The 14,520-nt window shown below is 66.2% G+C and carries 13 protein-coding genes and 1 pseudogene; 2 read left to right on the top strand and 12 right to left on the bottom strand.

From position 1 onward, the window contains the following. Positions 1 to 550 precede the first annotated feature (550 nt). The 11 genes from VTU_RS0101655 to VTU_RS0101605 form a co-directional block, all read right to left on the bottom strand. Entirely contained in the window at positions 551 to 1,321 is a 771-nt protein-coding gene (locus VTU_RS0101655; protein WP_029554008.1) for an L-iditol 2-dehydrogenase, read from the bottom strand. Between the two features lie 67 nt (positions 1,322 to 1,388). Continuing rightward, the gene (locus tag VTU_RS0101650) at positions 1,389 to 2,312 is read right to left on the bottom strand and encodes an ROK family protein (RefSeq protein ID WP_010100123.1); all 924 of its coding nucleotides are present in this window, start codon (positions 2,310 to 2,312) and stop codon (positions 1,389 to 1,391) included. A gap of 92 nt (positions 2,313 to 2,404) precedes the next feature. After that, on the bottom strand, positions 2,405 to 3,106 hold the full coding sequence (locus VTU_RS0101645; RefSeq protein WP_010100122.1) for a ribulose-phosphate 3-epimerase: 702 nt from the start codon (positions 3,104 to 3,106) through the stop codon (positions 2,405 to 2,407). Positions 3,107 to 3,144: 38 nt separating this feature from the next. Continuing rightward, a complete protein-coding gene (locus tag VTU_RS0101640; protein ID WP_010100121.1) occupies positions 3,145 to 4,662 on the bottom strand; it encodes a mannitol dehydrogenase family protein in 1,518 nt (505 codons plus the stop codon). Beyond that, the gene (locus VTU_RS0101635; protein WP_010100119.1) at positions 4,659 to 5,486 is read right to left on the bottom strand and encodes an alpha/beta fold hydrolase; all 828 of its coding nucleotides are present in this window, start codon (positions 5,484 to 5,486) and stop codon (positions 4,659 to 4,661) included. Before VTU_RS0101635 ends, VTU_RS0101640 begins: the two co-directional genes overlap by 4 nt. Further along, positions 5,483 to 6,328 carry a sugar phosphate isomerase/epimerase family protein gene (locus VTU_RS0101630; protein WP_010100117.1) on the bottom strand — a complete coding sequence of 282 codons (846 nt, stop codon included), beginning with the start codon at positions 6,326 to 6,328 and terminating at the stop codon, positions 5,483 to 5,485. The genes VTU_RS0101635 and VTU_RS0101630 overlap by 4 nt, the downstream gene beginning before the upstream one ends. Next, positions 6,328 to 7,404: a Gfo/Idh/MocA family protein gene (locus VTU_RS0101625; RefSeq protein ID WP_010100115.1), complete on the bottom strand. Its 1,077-nt coding sequence runs from the start codon at positions 7,402 to 7,404 to the stop codon at positions 6,328 to 6,330. Before VTU_RS0101625 ends, VTU_RS0101630 begins: the two co-directional genes overlap by 1 nt. A gap of 41 nt (positions 7,405 to 7,445) precedes the next feature. Next, complete coding sequence (locus VTU_RS0101620) at positions 7,446 to 8,549, bottom strand: ABC transporter ATP-binding protein (RefSeq protein WP_010100114.1); 1,104 nt, start codon at positions 8,547 to 8,549, stop codon at positions 7,446 to 7,448. A gap of 6 nt (positions 8,550 to 8,555) precedes the next feature. Next, positions 8,556 to 9,461, bottom strand: coding sequence for a carbohydrate ABC transporter permease (locus VTU_RS0101615; RefSeq protein WP_010100113.1), 906 nt, complete (start codon positions 9,459 to 9,461; stop codon positions 8,556 to 8,558). After that, positions 9,445 to 10,332, bottom strand: coding sequence for a carbohydrate ABC transporter permease (locus tag VTU_RS0101610; RefSeq protein WP_029554005.1), 888 nt, complete (start codon positions 10,330 to 10,332; stop codon positions 9,445 to 9,447). The genes VTU_RS0101615 and VTU_RS0101610 overlap by 17 nt, the downstream gene beginning before the upstream one ends. A gap of 86 nt (positions 10,333 to 10,418) precedes the next feature. Continuing rightward, positions 10,419 to 11,666, bottom strand: a complete 1,248-nt coding sequence (locus tag VTU_RS0101605) for an ABC transporter substrate-binding protein (RefSeq protein WP_010100111.1) — start codon at positions 11,664 to 11,666, stop codon at positions 10,419 to 10,421. A 277-nt stretch (positions 11,667 to 11,943) separates the two neighbouring features. Here VTU_RS0101605 and VTU_RS25290 point away from each other — a divergent pair, with 277 nt between their 5' ends. Continuing rightward, complete coding sequence (locus VTU_RS25290; RefSeq protein WP_010100109.1) at positions 11,944 to 13,158, top strand: ROK family transcriptional regulator; 1,215 nt, start codon at positions 11,944 to 11,946, stop codon at positions 13,156 to 13,158. Positions 13,159 to 13,168: 10 nt separating this feature from the next. On the opposite strand, the gene VTU_RS25285 is transcribed toward VTU_RS25290, so the two are convergent. Next, on the bottom strand, positions 13,169 to 13,960 hold the full coding sequence (locus VTU_RS25285) for an AraC family transcriptional regulator (RefSeq protein ID WP_010100108.1): 792 nt from the start codon (positions 13,958 to 13,960) through the stop codon (positions 13,169 to 13,171). Between the two features lie 64 nt (positions 13,961 to 14,024). Between VTU_RS25285 and VTU_RS32385 the strand changes: the two are divergent. Further along, positions 14,025 to 14,520, top strand: a pseudogene (locus tag VTU_RS32385) (hypothetical protein); the annotation flags it as partial.

Below are 14,520 nucleotides of genomic sequence, written 5' to 3'. Positions count from 1 at the left end.
ATTGATGACAGGCCCTAGAGCTTGCATCATGTGGCACTCCGCAATGTCTCAGGATCACGCTGGCAACTTGCTCTGGACGGGTCCGACAGAAGAAGTGCCCACCGATGCTCCTTTGCTTGTCCGGATGCTGACTCGGCGCTTGGCGCATCTGCACCCTGATCGTTCACGCTTGCCCGAACACGTTCTGTCTGCTCTTGCGTCCCGTCTTGGTTTCGGGGCCGTTGTGCTGTCGGGCGAAAACATCAGGTTCTCAAACAAGGTGTCCGTGTGTCCGCTCGATCCGGGTTTGGTGGTGGTGCTGAGCATGTCAAAAGAAAAGCAATATTCGTACCAATATATCTTCACAGGCTCTGAGGGCAAATGCAGCCCTTACACTTCCCTTTTCAACCCGATCAATCCACTCGAGCTGCCCCAGAGTCACATCCCTCGTTCAGACTCGTACCTGAATTGGAAAAGACTTAGAGAAAATCGGCGCTGCGGGCAGAGGGAGGCCCAACGGAGAATGCCTGGCGCAACAGGCAGCCGAGTCCGCCCCCATGCTCCGAACCCTTCAGCTCAGCACGTTGCCTCCACACACATTCAGCGTCTGGCCCACGATGTACTCGGCGTCGTCCGAAGCGAGGAACGCCGCTGCCGCCGCGATCTCCTGCGCAGTGGCCAGGCGACCCTTGGGAATCGCGGCACGGACTTGGCGTGTTTTTTCACCGATCGCCGTGTTGTCCAGGCGGGCATACATCGCGTCCACGGACTTCCACATGGGTGTGTCCACGACGCCCGGCGCGATGGCGTTGACACGGATGCCCTGCCCAACCAGCGCCAGTGCCGCGGACTGCGACAGGCTGATTGCCGTCGCCTTGGTGGCCGCATAAATCGCTGAATGGGCCTCGCCGCGCCGGCCAGCCTGTGATGCGATGTTCACGATCGCACCGCGCCGGCCGGCGGCCACCATCTTTCTTGCGACGGCCTGCATGGCGAAGAAGTAGCCCCGGACATTGACTGCGAAGAGGCGGTCGTAGTCCCGTTCCGTGATGTCCAGGAACGGCTCCATGCCGAAGACTCCGGCGTTGTTCACGAAGACATCGATGCCGCCGGCAACGGTGCAGGCCCGCTCGACCATCGCCGCAATGGAAGCGGATGCGGTGACGTCGACCTCGATGCCAAACGCTCCGTGCGCCAACGCCGCCGCGGTCGCGTCTGCTGCACTCAGCGACATGTCCGCGATCGCCACCCTGGCGCCTTCCTCGGCAAAGCGGTGCGCAATGGCCTTGCCGATACCGCTGGCTGCGCCAGTCACCAGAATCATCTTTCCTTTGAATCGCATGTTGAGTGTGTCCATTTGAGGTTGAGGAATCCATCGGGAGTCTGTCCGCGTGGATGGGGGGGATCGTTCACGGCTCGCCGCTCCGGGGAAGGACGAGGCAGGCCGCGCCGACGACGCCGGAGTTCTGGCCAAGCTGAGCGGCGACCACGGGGACCGCGCAAAAGGCTGGCAGGGCGCAGGCTCGAACGTGCGCTTCGATCCCCGGGTGCAGGAGATCGAATCCATTCGACACGCCGCCGCCGATGACGACGGCTTGCGGGCTGAACAGGTGCAGCAGATTCACGATGCCCATCCCCAGGAACTCGGCTTCCCGGGCGACGAGCTGCAAGCCCAATGCGTCGCCTGCGCGGGCAGCTTCCATCACGTGCCGCGCAGTCACTGTCGGGCCATGCCGCAACAGATCGCTGCCCGGTGCCTCTGCCGCGAGCCTGCGCGCGAGCTCACCGAGGGCGCTGCCCGAGGCCTGCGCCTCCCAGCAGCCCCGGTTCCCGCAACTGCACGGCGCGCCTTGCGCGAGGATGGTCATGTGCCCCAGGTGCGCGGCAAGGCGGCGGCGCCCGCGCAGCACCCGGCCGTCGGCAATCACACCGCCGCCGATGCCGGTGCTCACCGTGACGTAGACGAAGTCGCTCAGCCCTCGGCCGGCGCCGAAGCGCCATTCGCCGATGGCCGCAGCGACACCGTCGTTCTCCAGCGTGACGGGAAGGTCCAGCGCCTCGCGCAACCAGGCCACGATCGGAATGTCCACCCACCCCGGCAAGGTCGGGATGCCGAGAACGACGCCCGCCTCGCTGTCCAATGGGCCCGGCATGCAGACGCCAACGCCCGCAAGCGACGCCGGACCCGCTCCTCGGCTGACCTCGGCGAAGAGCTGCCGAATCTGCCGGACAACGGCCCGCGGCCCACCCGCAGCGTCCGTCGCGGTCGCGGTGCGCGCAAGGACGGCGCCCTGCCCGTTGACAAGGGCTACGCGAATCTGGGTTCCGCCCATATCGACCCCGACGGCCAAGTCTCCGTGGCGTGCGAACTCAGCATCTCTTGGCATGCTCGGCGTCACCCGCGAACTGGAAGCCAACGCAGCGCTCATTGCGCCGCAAGCCACTGCATGCGCGCCGCCAAGTCCGGGTCGCCGAAGGCCAGCGACCCCAGCACCACGGCCTGCGCGCCAGCGGCACGCAGGCCGGGGACGGTCTCGTGGCGAATTCCGCCATCGGCGACGACGACGACGCGATGGCCGACGTCCGCACGACGCACCAGTTCGCGCACTTCCTTCAAGCGCTCCAGCGCGTCCCCATGCAGCCCCCGGCCCTTGACGCCGATCGGCGTGCCGAGCAGGGTCAGAAAGTGGATCTGTCCGATGTACGGCGCGAGTTCGGACACGGGCGTCTCGACCTTGAGCGCCAGACCGGCGAGGATTCCGCGCCGCCGGATTCGATCCAATGCGCCGCTTGCCACGCTCGCGCACTCAGCGTGCAGGGTGATGGCGTCGGCCCCGGCGTCTGCAAACTGGTCAATTTGCGCTGCGAGGATCGCATCGCCCACCATCAGGTGGACGTGCATGGGCAGGTCGCTGGCGGCACGGACCCGCGCTGCCAGGTCCGGGAAGAACAGGAGGGCCGGCGCGAAATGCCCGTCGGCCACATCGACGTGCAGCACGTCGGCGCAGGGACGGATGCGTGCGAGCTCTTCACCAATGCGCAGCAGGTCCGCGGACCACACGGAGAATTCGGCGATCAACCGATCGTCGGGCAGGCGATGGAACCAGTTTTCGCAGGGGCTGTTCACGGTGCAATCTCTTCGTTTTCGGTGCGGGGGGCGGGGGACTACCGGTCGGCGAGCAAGGCATCCAGTGCCTGCCGCGTACCGCTTTTCTCGATGGCATCGGAGGCCGCAAGGAACGCGCTGGCAAAGCGCATGTCGTCGTAGAGACGCAGTGCCCGAAATGGCGTCGTGCGCAGAACCGCCAGGGGGTCCGTGCCCTGGAGCAAGGACTGCCGGTCCTCTTCGCTCAGCTGCGGCTCGTGCACTGCGAACGCCAGGCCCTGGTCGTCCACCCCCTTGAAATACCGCTGGAAGCAGGCCAGGAAGAAGGCCGCACGCCGAATGTCGCTCCCCGCATCGACCAACGCACGCAGCGTGCTGGAATGGAACACCGGGATCTTGGACACGCCGTCGTGCGCGATTCTCGGGAGTTGATCCGCCACCGCTGCGTTGTTGAAGCGGCTCAGCACCTGTTGCTTGTAGGCGTGCAGCGACACACCGGCAGGCGCCTGGAGCAGCGGGATCACGTCCAGGCTCATGAATCGATCGAGCAGGTTCGCGAGCCGCACGTCCTGCATGGCCTCGTGGACGAGCCGATATCCGCACAGCAGCGCCGGGTACGCGAGCAGCATGTGCGAGGCATTCAGCAACCGGCCCTTGATGCCCTCGAATGCGGGGACGTCCGCGCGCAACTCGACGCCGGCGGCGCCAAAATCCGGACGCCCGGCGCCGAAGCGATCCTCCATGACCCACTGCGTGAAACGCTCGCCGACGACGTGCAGCGCATCGTCGATTCCGGTGCGGGCATTCAGTTGCTGCCGCTGCGGCGCAGACACCCGCGGTGCGATGCGATCGACCATGCTGTTGGGAAACGATGACTTCGCGTTGATCCACTCGGCCAGTTGCGCGTCACGCGCCCGGGCAAACGAGACGACGGCCAGTCGGGTCGTGTCTCCGTTGTGCCTCAGGTTGTCGCAGGAGACGATGGAAAACGGCGCCACCGAGGACTCCATGCGCCGCCGCAGCGCCTCCACGATGAAGCCGAAGGCCGTGCGCGGCGGGTTGCCCGCGAGGTCCGATGCGACGTCGGGCGCGTGCAACGCGAACGTGCCCGAGGCCTCGTCGATGTTGTAGCCGCCCTCGGTAATCGTCAGCGAGACGATGCGCAGCGCCGGATCGGACAACTTCCGGAGCACCGCATCGGGATTGCTCGGCGCGTGCAGGTATTCGATCATTGCGCCGATGACCCGGCTGCTGACCGCGCCGTCCGGTGCAAACTCGCTCAGGGTGTAGAGGCCGTCCTGCCGTTTGAACGCCTCTGCCTTGGCCCGTGCGGCGGGCGTGTCGCCCAGACCGATGCCACAGATCGCCCAATCCTCGTGGCCGGGCCGGTGCAGACAGCGGTCCACGTAGAGCGCCTCGTGGGCGCGATGGAAATTGCCCACGCCGATGTGCGCGATGCCGGCCCGGAGGCGGCTGCGCTCATAGGCCGGAGCCGCCACTGCGGCCCCCAGTGCGCCCAGGGTGGCGTTGGAGAGCGGGGTCAGCCGGCCTGTGCCGACGTGCGTTTGCGCGTTCACGATGGGACCTTTTGCATGAATGCCGCCAGCGCGGCGTGCATATCCCGGAGATACGCCGCGCGGTTGACGGACTTGGGGGTGATCTCGACGAACTCGGAGCGCGCCAGCAACCCCGCCAGGCTGCGCGCCAGGGCCAGGGGATGGATGGCGTCGGCTGCGTGGCCCAGCACCAGCGCCGGCACGTCGAGGGCGCGCACCGCGTCCTCGCTCACGCCGGGGCCGTCCGCCGCGATGCGCCTGAGCAGTTCGGCGGTGGACGCCTGCGGCGCGCGCGCGAAGAAGCCGCGCAGCGTCGTCAGGTTGTCGGGCGCTTCGGCGGCCAGCCGCCGCGCCGTGGCACTGTGCTCGAAGAGCGCCCGGGCGCGTTCGGCAGGCGCGTGCGCCAGCAGTTCGGCGACCTCGGCGTTCGGCCGCATATTCATCGGATGGGCCGCGGTGACCCAGGCCGGACGCGCGAGGATCAGCGCGCGCACCAGTTCCGGCCGGCGCACTGCGATGCGCAGGGAAAGCGCTGCGCCCATCGAAATACCGCCCAGAATGACCGGCGCGAGCTTGCGCGCTTCGATGAGTGCGATGACGTCGTCGGAGAAGCGCGCGATGGAGAGGTCCCCGGGCGAGCCGATGGGCGACGCGCCATGGCTGCGGCATTCGAGCGTCAGCAGGCGAAACCGGTCGTCGTCGGGGAAGACCTCGGCGGTCTGCTGGGCGCTGCCGCACAGGCCGTGCTGCAGAACGACCGGCACGCGGCCTCGCACGGCGTCGTAGCAGGCGAGGTCCAGCCCCCCTTGCGTCAGCCAGCGGCGTTCGAGTCGATCGAACTTCATGCCTGCACCCGGATGCCGGCCTCGCCGAGCACGCGCTTCAGATACGTGGCCACGCCCGGCGCCTCGGCGGCGCAAAGGCCGTGTGTGATCAGCGCACCGTCGAAGCCCACGGCCTTGAGCCGGGAGAGGTAGTGCGGGTAGTCCAGAACGCCGGTGCCTGCCGTGGCGAAGCTTCCGTCGCCGTGGCGGTCCTTCGCGTGCCCCATGGCGATGCGGTCGGCCAGCAGGTCGATGGCCGCGGCCACGGTGCTGCACTGTTCCTGCGGGGTGGCGCGCTCGAACAGGTTCGCCGGGTCGAGCACGATGCGCAGGCGCGCGCTGCCGAGTTGGTCGATGAGCGCGCGCGCACGCGGTGCCGAATGGACGACGTTCGCCAGCTCCGGCTCGATGCCGAGGTGCAGCCCGTACGCTTCGGCGATCGCGATGGCCTTTTCCATCGACTCGAGCAGGTCCCGCCACGCCTGCGGCGTGCCGTTGTCCGGGTGGCCGCGCCATGGATCCTGCGCATCGCGCGTCCCGGTGCACAGGGTGATCAGCGCCGTCCCCAGGCCGGCGCAAGCCCGCGCCAGGGTCTCCAGCCGCGCGTGACCGGCGGCGCGCACCTTCCGGTCCGGGTGAATCATGTTGTAGGTTCCCGAGACCGCCACGATCTCGACGCCCGTCTGCCTGGCAGCCCGCGCGACCCGCGGCGCCACGTCCGCTCCGATGGCCTCAGGCATCGCGGCCAGTCCCGAGCAGACCATGTTGTATTGCGCAGCCGTGAAGCCCGCTTGCGCCGCGGCGCCCAGGACCGTCGCCGGATCGCTGCCTGCAAAGGTCCGGGAAAAGATGCCAAGGCGCATCACACGCCCCCTTGCACGTCGGCCAGCCGGACGCGCCGACCGGACTCGGCGCTGCGCGCGATGGCCACCATGGCGCGCACCGACTCGACGCCGTCGCGCACGTTCGCGCCAGTCATGGGGGCCGCGTGCAGGATCACGTCGGCAAAGCCCTCCACCTGGCGCCGGTAGAAGTGGCCGTCGGCGCCGAGCGGGCGGCGCGTCGTGGCGTCCTTCTCGTGGAAGATCTCCACGTCGCTGCTCCTGCAGTACCAGGGGTTGTAGGTTTTCGCGATCACGCTGCCGTGCTCGCCGTAGAGCTGAAAGCCCTCGTGCCAGTCCATGCGCACGGCCACGGTCAGGTCCAGGTGCCCGAGCGCGCCGTTGGCGAACTCGGTATCGACGAACCAGCAGCGCGCAGCGCAGCGCTCCGACAAACGCGCCTGCACCGCCACGATGTCACCGGCCAGGTAGCGGGCCGTGTCCACCAGGTGGCAGCCGTGCGCGAGCATCAGGTAGCGCCGCATATCGGACTTCGGGTCCTGCGCCGGCCTGCGGCGCGCGGCGCTATGGAGCATCAGCGGCTGTAGCGCATCGGTCATCGTGTAGCGGTGGGTCGAGTCGCAGTACCAGGCCTTGAGCGCGAGCAACGAGCCCATTTCGGAGTCGATGAAGGACTTGGCGGCTTGCAGCCCTGCGTCGAAGCGCTTCATGTGGCCGACCTGCAGAACCTGGCCGCTCTTCGCGACCGCCTCCTGCAAGGCCCGTGTTTCTTCGACCGTCACGCCCAGTGGCTTCTCGGACAGCACGTGCTTTCCGGCCTGCAGCGCCAAGATGGAGGCCGGCACGTGAAAGGCGTCGGAGGTCGCGACGATCACCGCCTCCAGCTCGGGGTCGGCGAGCATCGCGGCGTAGTCGGCGTAGCTGCGCTGCGGCGCATGGGTCGCGACCATGCGCTCGCGCAGTTCGTCGGCCACGTCGCAGATGGCGTAGAGATCCGCGTTGCGGGCCTTGGTGCAGCTCTCAAAATGCGCTGCCTGCGCGATCGGCCCGCAGCCGAGTACCCCTACGCGCAAACGACGTTCTTCCTTCTTCGACATGGTGTGGTTCTTTCTCGCTGGGTCGCGCGTTCCGGCGTTCCTCACTGGACGCTGACACCCGTTGCCCGATCGAAGACCAGCGCCTTGCTCAGGTCAACGCCAAAGTCCACGTCGCAGCCAACGCAGACACGCGCGTCGGCCGGCAGGCGAACCATCACCTCGTGCGGCCCCAGACGCAACGCGGCATACAGATCAGGCCCCGTGGGCTCGAGCACGTCCACCGCCGCGCGCAGGCCGACGTGGGTGCCCGGCAGCGCCGCGCCGCACAGGAACCATTCGGGACGCAGGCCGAACAGCACCGGCTGTCCCGCTTTCAGCGCCGCGGCGCCCCGCGCCAGATGCGCGGGCATCCGGATCAGCGCGTCGGTGCCGTCGATTCTCAGGTTCAGCTTGCCGCCGGCTGGCTGCACCGTGGCCGGAAGCAGATTCATCGACGGCGACCCCATAAAGGTCGCGACGAACGTGTTCGCCGGCCGGTCATAGATGTCCGACGGCGTGCCGAACTGTTGCACGACCCCGTCCTTCATGACGGCGATGTGCGAGGCCATGGTCATCGCCTCGATCTGGTCGTGCGTCACGTAGATGGTGGTCTTCCTCACCCGCTGGTGCAGGCGCTTGATCTCGGTGCGCATGTCCACGCGCAGCTTCGCGTCCAGGTTGGACAGCGGCTCGTCGAACAGAAAGATCTTCGGGTCGCGCACGAGCGCCCGGCCCATCGCCACGCGCTGCCGCTGGCCGCCGGACAACTGCTGCGGCTTGCGCTCGAGCAGGTGGCCAATCTGCAGCAGCTCGCTGACCTGCCGGACCTTCTGCGCCTGCTCCTGCGCGGACTGGCGCCGCATGCGCAGCGGGAACGCGATGTTTTTCGCGACGCTCATCGACGGGTACAGCGCGTACGACTGGAACACCATCGCGATGTCGCGCTCCTTCGGCTCCAGGTTCTGCACCGAGCGACCGTCTATCGAGATGCTGCCGCTGCTCAACGGCTCGAGCCCTGCGACGATGTTGAGCAGCGTGGACTTGCCGCAGCCCGACGGGCCAACGAGCACCAGGAAGTCGCCGTCGTCGATCGAGAGGTTGACGTCGGACAGGATCCCGACGCTGCCGAAGCGCTTGCTGACGTTTTCAATCTTCAGGGAAGCCATGGTTGCCTATCCTTTGACGGCTCCGGCCATCAGGCCGCGAACGAAGAACCTGCCTGCGGCGATGTAGACGAGCATCGTGGGCAGCGCGGCGATCATGGCCGCGGCCATGTCCACGTTGTAGGCCTTGGTCCCGGTGGAGGTGTTCACCAAGTTGTTCAGTGCCACCATGAGCGGCCGTGATCCGGGCCCGGAAAAGGAAGCGCCGAACAGGAAGTCGTTCCAGATCGACGTGAACTGCCAGATGATCGACACGACCGCGATCGGCCCCGAGATGGGCACGACCACGAACAGGAAGATCGACCAGAACCCCGCCCCGTCGATGCGCGCGCAGCGAATCAACTCATCGGGTATGGCGACGTAGAAGTTGCGAAAGAACAGCGTCGTGAACGCAATCCCATACAGCACGTGCACCGCGATCAGTCCGCTCATCGTGCCCGCCAGGCCGACCAGGCCGAGCAAGCGCGCAGCCGGGATGAGCACGATCTGCAAAGGGATGAAGCAGGAAAACAGAAACAGCACGAAGACGACGTTGTCGTACCGGAAGCGCCACTTGGTCAGCGCATAACCATTGACCGCACCCACGCTCACCGAAATCGCCACGCTGACCAGGCACAGGACGATGGAGTTCCAGAAATATCCCTTGAGGCCCTGGCAGTCCACGGCGATGCAAGCGCCGGACCAGGCCGCCCCCCAGGCGTCGAGAGACATTGCACGCGGCGGGCTGAGAATCGTGCTGCCTTCGAACGGCGCCATGCCGAGGATCTCGGGCATGGTCTTCAGCGAGGTGAACAGCATCGCCACCAGCGGGACCAGAAAGCCGAACGCCGCGAGAACGAGCACCGCGTACAGCGCTATCCGCGCAACGCGCAGGCGCAGGCGCTGCGGCGCTGCGCCGTCAGTGACGCGGCTCATGCTTCAACTCCGATACGAGGTAGGGGACGACGATCGCCGCGAGGGTGCAGAGCATCACGACCGCGCTCGCCGACCCGAGCGCCATTTCGTTGCGCGAGAAGGTGAACCCGTACATGAAGGTGGACGGGAGCTCGGTTGCGTAACCCGGTCCGCCGCGGGTCAACGCGATGACCAGGTCGTAGGACTTGATCGCCAGGTGCGCCTGCACCACGAACGCCGTCAGCAGCGCCGGGCGCAGCGCGGGAATGATCACATGGCGATGAATTTGCAGGCCGCCGGCGCCGTCGATCCGGGCCGCCGAGATGATCTCCGCGTTGATGCCGCGCAGCGCCGCGAGGAACAGCGCCATCACGAAGCCCGACGCCTGCCACACTCCGGCGATCACGACGCAATAGATCGCCATGCGCTCGTCCTTGATCCAGTTGAAGCGAAAGCCCTCCCAGCCCCAGGTCCGCAAGGCGCGTTCGAGCCCGAGCTCGGGCGACATGAGCCACTGCCAAGCCACGCCGGTGACGATGAACGAAATCGACATCGGGTAGAGGTAGATCGACCGCAGGAATCCCTCCGCGCGCACCCTCTGGTCGAGCAGGATCGCCAGCCCGAGCCCGAGGACCGTCGTGAGTGCGACGTAGAGGATGCTGAAGACGAAGAAATTCTCGACCGCAACCAACCACCGCGGATTCGCCCACAGCCTCTCGTATTGCAGAAAGCCGACGAAGCTGCTCAGCTTGGGCAGCATCTTTGAACCCGTGAACGACAGGACCGTGGTGAACGCGATGAAGCCGTACACGCCGATCGTGATGAGCAGCAGGCTGGGTCCGAGCGCGAGCTGGGACATGTGCTGCTCGAACCACCGGGATCGCGTTGACATGGGGATGCAGGCCTTGGCAGCAGCGCGGTGGACTCGACGTGCCACGGTGGCACGCCGGTATGCACCGCGCCAAAGGAGTCAGAGCATTACCTGGCCGCCACGACGGCCTTGGCGAGCGCCTCGACCGCGTCCTTCGAGGACATGTCGGAGTTGAAGTGCTTGGTGATCACGTCCAGGTAGGCGCGCTGCATGGCTGCCGGTTGCGCATGGCCGTGCGCCAGCGAACCGTAGACGTGGTTGGCCGCTGTTGCCGCCTTCAAGTCGGCGGCCGACTGCTTGCCGCATGCGTCGAACTTGTCCATCGGGACGTCGCTGCGCGCCGGAATGGAGCCCTTCGCCAAGTTGAAGGTTTCCTGGAACGTGGGGTTCATCACCGCCGAGGCCATCGTGAGCTGCATCGCCCGGCGATCGCCGCCCACCTTGAACATCGCAAAGAAGTCGGTGTTGAACAGGAACGATCCCTGGGTTCCGGGCGCGACGATGCACAGGACCTCCTTGCCCGGGGTTCCCTTGGCGGCGATCAGCTCTCCCTTGACCCAATCGCCCATGAGTTGCATGGCGGCATCGCCCTTGATGACCATCGAGGTCGCCAGGTTCCAGTCGCGTCCGGCGAAGTTGCGATCCACGTAGCCGCGCAGCTTGCGCATCTGGTCGAAGACCTTGAGCATCGTGGCGGACTTCATCGACGCGGGGTCGGCCTCGATCACCGCCTTGCGATAGAAGTCGGGTCCCCCCAGGCCCAGCACGACGCTTTCCCAGGCGGTGGCTTCCTGGAACGGCTGGCCGCCCATGGCCAGCGGCAGGATGCCCTTGGCCTTCAGCTTGTCGGCCGTGGCATTGAATTCGTCCCAGGTAGTCGGCGGCCTGAGACCGTTGTCGTTGAAGATTCTGGCGTTCATCCACAGCCAGTGCGGCCGGTGGATGTTCACCGGCACCGCGACGTACTTGCCTTTGAACTTGGCAAAGCGCTGCAGGGCTGGCGGGATGGACCGGTCCCAGTTCTCCTTGGTGGCGACTTCCGTCAGGTCGCTGAGGAAATCTTCGTTTGCCCAATCGACGACGGCCATGCCCAGGAACTGCGCCGAAGTCGGCGGATTGCCCGCGACGGCACGCGCCCGCAGCGCGGTCATCGCGGCCTCCCCGCCCCCGCCGGAGACCGCCATATCGATCCACTGGATGCCGCGCGACTCGAGGTCCTTCTTCAGAACGCCGATCGCGGCACCCTCGCCCCCCGACGTCCACCAATGCATCACTTCGACGGACTGCGCGCTTGCCGCGGCAGAACCGAGAGTGCATGCGGCCACTGCCGCGATCCTGATCACATTCCATTTCATGGCGCTTGTCTCCTGCTTTGGTCATGGGGGACCACCCGTCCATCCAGGCGCCGAGCATTGATCGGCTGGTGGACGTATTTTGTTTGTTTCCAAAACAAATATAAGACGATCGCGCTGAAAATTCTCCAGGTAAAAACCCGCGGACATGCGGCGCCGTCCTTGCAGGGCCTGGCCCCTGGGCTGCCGGGTGCCGCAGGTAAACTGCCCGGTCCCGCGTCGGCAGCATGCAAGAGCCGGGGCACCCCCCCCTACTCCCAGATCAGCACGCAGACTGTCCATGTCGATGCCACGCGCCGTCAGGCACATCAACGAAGTTCGGGTTCTGGATTCACTGTATCGCCACGGCACCACGACCCGCGCCGACTTGGCGCGCGAACTCCGGCTCATGCGCTCGACCGTGAGCCATCTCGTTGCGGGCATGGTCGAACAGGGCCTGATCCTCGAGAGCGAGGTTGCGGGCTCAACGCCCGGCGGGCGCAGCGGGCGTCCAGGGCAACACGTTCAACTCAACCCGGCGCATTCGGTCTTCATCGGAGCGGACATCGGCATCGGCCACATGTCCGTCGTTGCGCTCGACCTCCTGGGGCGGCCCTTCAGGAGCCGGTCCGTCGCAGTCCGCTCCAGGCCGGGCGCCGTGGACGAGAGCATCGCGACCCTGGGTACGGCAGTGCGCGCGATGATCCGGCAACTGCCGGATGCCAAGGTGATCCGGGGTATTTGTGTCACCGTCCCCGGGCTCGTGGACCGTGACGGCGTGGTGTTGCGCGCCCCCGTTCTGGGCTGGAACACCGTGCCCGTGCGCGCGCTGATCGCCGCCAAGCTCAAGTGGTCGGGCGTTCTCGCATTGGAGAACGACGCGAACGCGTTCGCCGCAGCAGAACTCTACGGGCGACTGCCCGCGGCATACGCCGACGCCCTGTTCGTCTACCTCGACGCGGGCATTGGCGGAGGCATGGTTTCGCAGGGGAGGCTATTGCGTGGCCACAGCGGATACGCCGGAGAGATCGGTCACATTCATCTCGGAGAGCACGGCTTCAACCCCCTGGCGCCGGTGCCGGGCTCGTTCGAGAGCTACGTCGGGCGCGACGCCGTTCTTGCCCGGTACAAGCACCACGGAGGCCGCGCCGAGGGGCTGGAGGATTTCATCGCAGCCCTTGCGGCGCAAGCCCCCGTCGCGCGGAAAACCGCCTCGGAGTGGGCATGGTGGATGGGCCGCGGCATCGCCTCGTTGGTCAGCGTGCTCGATCCCGGGCGGATCGTTCTGGGGGGCGCCGTCGCGGCGCTCTACACGCACGCCGAGCAGGAGGTCGTGGACTCGATCCGCAAGCACCTGGTGCCCGCACCCGCACTGCCCCGTATCGAGGTATCACGGCTGGGGAGCGAGGCCTGCGCCATTGGCGCAGCGATGATTCTTCATCAGCGGCTCTTGTCGTTTGACGATCGCATCGTGTACGGGGAAACGAACGAGGCCGTGGGCCTTCCCCCGGACTGACACGCGCCGGTCAAGGCCGCTGCAACAAGAACTCGCGCGGGGATTTCCCGAAGGTCTTGGTGACCATTGCGGTGAAGGCGCTTGCGCTGGAGTAGCCCAGTTCCTCGGCAATCCGCTGCATCGGCATCCCCTCGGCGGCCAGCGCGAGCGCCCGTGCGAACAATGCCTGGCGTCGCCACTGCTGAAAGCCCATTCCCAGTTCGTCGCGGAACAGCCGCGACGCTGTGCTGACGCTTGCGCCAGCGTCCCGCGCCAGCTGTGCCAGCGGTTTCGATTGCCGCGGCTCGGCGAGAAACGCTTCGCAAAGCATGCGCAAGCGGCGCTCCGTGGGCATTGGCACGCCGATCCCGACTTCCCTGGCGTCTTGCAGTTCCGCCAGCACCACCACGCAGAGCGCGCGGTAGCGCCCGGTATCTCTGTGCGGCAAGTCCTCATCCACCAGCCGCCGAACGAGTTCCAGAAGCAAGGGACTGGCTCTGACGACTTTGCAGCGATCCCAAAAGCGCTGCCGTGCTTCCTGTCCTGATTCCTGCAGGAACACATAGACCGAGAAAAGACTCGCGTCTTGCAAGAGGACAGCGGAATGCTCGGTGCCTGGCGGTATGAGCACTGCATGCTGCGGCGGAACGATGAAGGCAACGTTCGCCATTTCCACCTGAACGACCCCCGCATCCGAGAACACGGCCTGTCCCCAGGGATGGTGGTGCGCGGAAATTTCCGTCGGCATGCCCATTGCCCGCGCAACGACACGCACCGGCCGTTCGGCGCAGGGGCGGAACGATTCGGGATTCAACGGCAGCATGGCACTTGCAGACCCAACGCACTGGTGAACAACGCTTCCATTTCAACACCCATCAGGCACTCCCATGCGCAACACCAAGCCGGTGGACCTGTGGACAGGCTCAGGGCGACCCGTCCCCCAAGCTGGCTATTGTGCATGCTGGTTTCCATACGAGGCGGCGCGGATCCCGCCGCAGTCTTATGGCGTTTTTTCGATAGAAGATGGCATCTTTTCGGAATTTTCATGGATGACTGGGTGCTATGGTCATCCGATGATTAAAAAATTGCCATGTGAGATTGTGATGATCGACAAGGAAACGGATTCGACCAGAATGTCTTCCAAATTGACCCGGGAGCATGGATTCGTCCTCTGGGCGCTCATTGCGGGGATTTGTCTGCCCTTGCTGGACACGACCATCATGGGCGTGGCAATCCCCGAGCTGGCGGCCAGCCTGAACGCGCCCATCTCCCTTCTTCAATGGGTATCGACGAGTTATACCCTGGCAGCAGCCTGCGCCGTTCCGATTTGCGCCTGGGCGACCCGGCGTCTCGGTGGCCGCGCGTGGCCCTTCGTCGTTTCGT

Source organism: Verminephrobacter aporrectodeae subsp. tuberculatae At4 (assembly GCF_000193225.1).
In the GTDB taxonomy this organism is placed as follows: domain Bacteria; phylum Pseudomonadota; class Gammaproteobacteria; order Burkholderiales; family Burkholderiaceae_C; genus Acidovorax; species Acidovorax aporrectodeae.
This window is presented reverse-complemented; position numbering and strand designations above follow the sequence as displayed.

Coding starts and splice junctions, on each gene's coding strand:
- VTU_RS0101655 (WP_029554008.1), bottom strand. CDS start 1,321: ATGCGATTCAAAGGAAAGATGATTCTGGTGACTGGCGCAGCCAGCGGT.
- VTU_RS0101650 (WP_010100123.1), bottom strand. CDS start 2,312: ATGGGCGGAACCCAGATTCGCGTAGCCCTTGTCAACGGGCAGGGCGCC.
- VTU_RS0101635 (WP_010100119.1), bottom strand. CDS start 5,486: ATGAAGTTCGATCGACTCGAACGCCGCTGGCTGACGCAAGGGGGGCTG.
- VTU_RS0101630 (WP_010100117.1), bottom strand. CDS start 6,328: ATGCGCCTTGGCATCTTTTCCCGGACCTTTGCAGGCAGCGATCCGGCG.
- VTU_RS0101625 (WP_010100115.1), bottom strand. CDS start 7,404: ATGTCGAAGAAGGAAGAACGTCGTTTGCGCGTAGGGGTACTCGGCTGC.
- VTU_RS0101620 (WP_010100114.1), bottom strand. CDS start 8,549: ATGGCTTCCCTGAAGATTGAAAACGTCAGCAAGCGCTTCGGCAGCGTC.
- VTU_RS0101615 (WP_010100113.1), bottom strand. CDS start 9,461: ATGAGCCGCGTCACTGACGGCGCAGCGCCGCAGCGCCTGCGCCTGCGC.
- VTU_RS0101610 (WP_029554005.1), bottom strand. CDS start 10,332: ATGTCAACGCGATCCCGGTGGTTCGAGCAGCACATGTCCCAGCTCGCG.
- VTU_RS0101605 (WP_010100111.1), bottom strand. CDS start 11,666: ATGAAATGGAATGTGATCAGGATCGCGGCAGTGGCCGCATGCACTCTC.
- VTU_RS25290 (WP_010100109.1), top strand. CDS start 11,944: ATGTCGATGCCACGCGCCGTCAGGCACATCAACGAAGTTCGGGTTCTG.
- VTU_RS25285 (WP_010100108.1), bottom strand. CDS start 13,960: ATGCTGCCGTTGAATCCCGAATCGTTCCGCCCCTGCGCCGAACGGCCG.